This is a genomic window from Hydrocoleum sp. CS-953 (assembly GCF_002260545.1).
Lineage (GTDB): Bacteria > Cyanobacteriota > Cyanobacteriia > Cyanobacteriales > Microcoleaceae > Trichodesmium.
This window is the reverse complement of the sequence record NZ_LGSU01000308.1, coordinates 1-2,698: the sequence shown is the minus strand read 5'-3', so window position 1 is coordinate 2,698 and position 2,698 is coordinate 1. Positions and strand designations below refer to the sequence as shown.

Here is a 2,698-nt window from a genome sequence, read left to right as displayed (position 1 = left end):
GTGTAAATAAATAAATTTTTATGGGAATGGCTATGAAAATTTTAAATAGTCTTTTTAGGCATAAAAATATCTTCTTAATCGGACTAAAAATGAATCCAAAAAAGTTTTTAATAGAACGCAGCATTCCCATCAAAACACTTAAACCAGGTAGAGGTAGTTTTTCTGTGACATTTTCCACATTTTCTGTTAGTTTATTTGGTACATATTTGAGAGTAGATAAATTTTCTGTGGGTAAATTGTCAGTAAGATTTTCCACTACATCAGTAGTTTTTTTCAGAGGATTAGGAAGAGAGGGTAAATCCCCTTTATCTCGCCGATCTTTGAAATTTTTCATTTCAAACTCCTTGAATTAATTAAAACTTTTAATAGCTTTTTGAACTTGGGTTTAAATCTCCTTGTCAACATCTAATCTTGCTGATTGCTGTTTGCTGAATGCTGATTGCTTTTTAATAATAGACATCTCCAGAAATTAAAATTTAACCAATTAATTATCGGAGATATCTAACAAAAAAGATAGAAACCGGGTTTGTATTAAATGCCCCACCATACTAACATTTACCTCCAACAAACCCGGTTTCTTTAAACACTCGGATTTGATATAGCAATCCTAAATAAGTCGCGGGTAATCAAAAAGTAGATAAAAAACTTGAGATTCCCGCCTGTTCCCTGTTCCCTGTTCCCTGTTCCCTGTTCCCTGCTATACAAAATGATAAGGGGGAAGTGCTTCACTCAGACTAATTTGCCAATGGGAACACTCAGCTTGCCATTTTGGGAGATCTTGAGTAGTTAGAATTTCTGCTTCACTATTGGCCAATAGATGTACTTGCTTAATTCCCCCTTCTGTGCAGTCTTTAAATACTAATTTGGGATAATCTTGAACAATTAACTGACGTATATTTTCCCACTGTTGACGTTGCTCGGTTTGAAAAGCTTGTTGTTGTTGAAAGCGCTGTTTTTTGGCTAATAAATAAGCTTTGCCACGAGCTTGACCAATTTCCAGAGTAGAAGGAGCTGAAACTGGTGAAAAAGTCACAGTATATTCTGCCTTTTCTGCTAATTGAGTTAAAGTCGTCAGATATTGTTGCTGATGATTTTGTAAGTGATTAATAATATTTTCCACCGCAGCAAAAGCATTACCAAATCTTAGTGGTAATAGGGAAGTTTGCTGAAATATTTCTCTAATTACGCGATCGTGGTTTAAAACTGCTTCTAGTAATTTTTCGTCTGTTTCTTGTATTGCTTCAATAGATATATCTGCTTCGGTTACAGCAGCAAGATTTTGATAGGGAATTAGTTGGACTTCCTTCTCCATTCCTTTTGGCAATACTAGGGATGATTTAGGTAGAAGAAAAGCGTAGACATAAAATGACATTTTGGGTGCTTGGTTGTTATGGCAGTGAGTTTTTTTGCTCGTAGGTTGGGTTGAGGGTTTCCCGAAACCCAACAGAAGTAATACCGTTTCATGGAAGTCAAAAGTCAAAATTCCAGTAGGGTGTGTTAGCGAAGCGTAACGCACCGAAATATTTGAGATAGTTAGCAAAGGGTAACGCAGACATATTTGGGATAGGAGGTGCGTTAATGAAATGTAACGCACCCTACTGGACTGACACAGCTAAAATGGTGCGTTACGACGGATTCCTGAATTCTTTTCATAGTCTGAATTTAAGCCGTCTAACACACCCTACAATTTTGCACAAAATTAGCTGTGTCACACCACTACTTACTAGAATCAGAATTAAAATCCTGAGATTGTTTTTGATTCATCAGAGCATTGTAAGCAGTAGTAAAGTGAGCATTTGTAATCCTGATTTTCTTTGGAGACTTAATCCCTTTTGCACTATAACTACGAATCGCAGCTAAAGCAGCTTGATTAGTCAACAATGCTAAATCAGCTCCATTCCAACCTACCGAATTTTCAATCTTCCCTCAAATTTACTATCAATAGCTTCTACTTTTTCACCAAATTCAGATTCTTTACTGCTGTATTAGTTAACAGTAATTTAATTTATGACAAATTTACAAGTAAAAATCCCAACAGATTCAAGAATCTTGATCGTAGAATATGGAAATCCTAAATAGTTATAGGTTGTAAAATTTTATTGTAGGGGTTTGGTTCCCAAATCCCATTTGCCCCTAAGTTTGGAGACAAAACCCCTAAAGTTTACAATTTTTGCTTATTTCTACCCGCTACTCCCTACAAAGACTTTTTCAGCAAACCCTAAATATCTACAACAATGTAACCTTGATTATTCAATACAATACCATCCTTTCTTTCAAAAACAGTTTGAATAAATAACGAACAATTCCGGTAACAAAAAACTGCTTCCTTTTCACCTAAAATACTAGCACTATTAAAAAACAAAGGTAACTCTGCTAATAGATACTTAACAGCAACTTCTAACCGATAATTACTAATGTCTGTTTGAGATTCCACCACCTGCGTAGAAGTTTCAAGACAGTTTCTTCTAAATTCAATATCATTAGCATATTTATCTTCATAAAATTTTAGTGCTGAGAGATAATTTGTGTTTTTATTCAAATATCGGAAATCTAATATTAGTTCTTCTGCTTCATTCCTTGACAGGTCTAATCCTTTTCGGAGCGATTTTGTGGGTAAGTCAATTGCAAGAGGGGCATCAGCAAACTCAGGAAATTGTGGAAAGTCAGCAAAATCTCTCTGAGTCAGTTGATGACTTGA

At 35.2% G+C, this 2,698-nt stretch carries 4 protein-coding genes; all 4 read right to left on the bottom strand.

Features of this window, described 5'->3' with window-relative positions:
• Positions 1-334: hypothetical protein (locus tag AFK68_RS02825; RefSeq protein ID WP_143437456.1), on the bottom strand; the 334-nt coding region annotated here is incomplete at its 3' end.
• A 363-nt stretch (positions 335-697) separates the two neighbouring features.
• On the bottom strand, positions 698-1,516 hold the full coding sequence (locus AFK68_RS02820) for a GvpL/GvpF family gas vesicle protein (RefSeq protein WP_210407191.1): 819 nt from the start codon (positions 1,514-1,516) through the stop codon (positions 698-700).
• A gap of 200 nt (positions 1,517-1,716) precedes the next feature.
• A complete protein-coding gene (locus AFK68_RS36225; RefSeq protein ID WP_168186298.1) occupies positions 1,717-1,881 on the bottom strand; it encodes a hypothetical protein in 165 nt (54 codons plus the stop codon).
• 337 nt (positions 1,882-2,218) lie between these two features.
• On the bottom strand, positions 2,219-2,698 hold a 480-nt coding region (locus tag AFK68_RS02815; RefSeq protein ID WP_143437455.1), incomplete at its 5' end, for a tRNA-dependent cyclodipeptide synthase.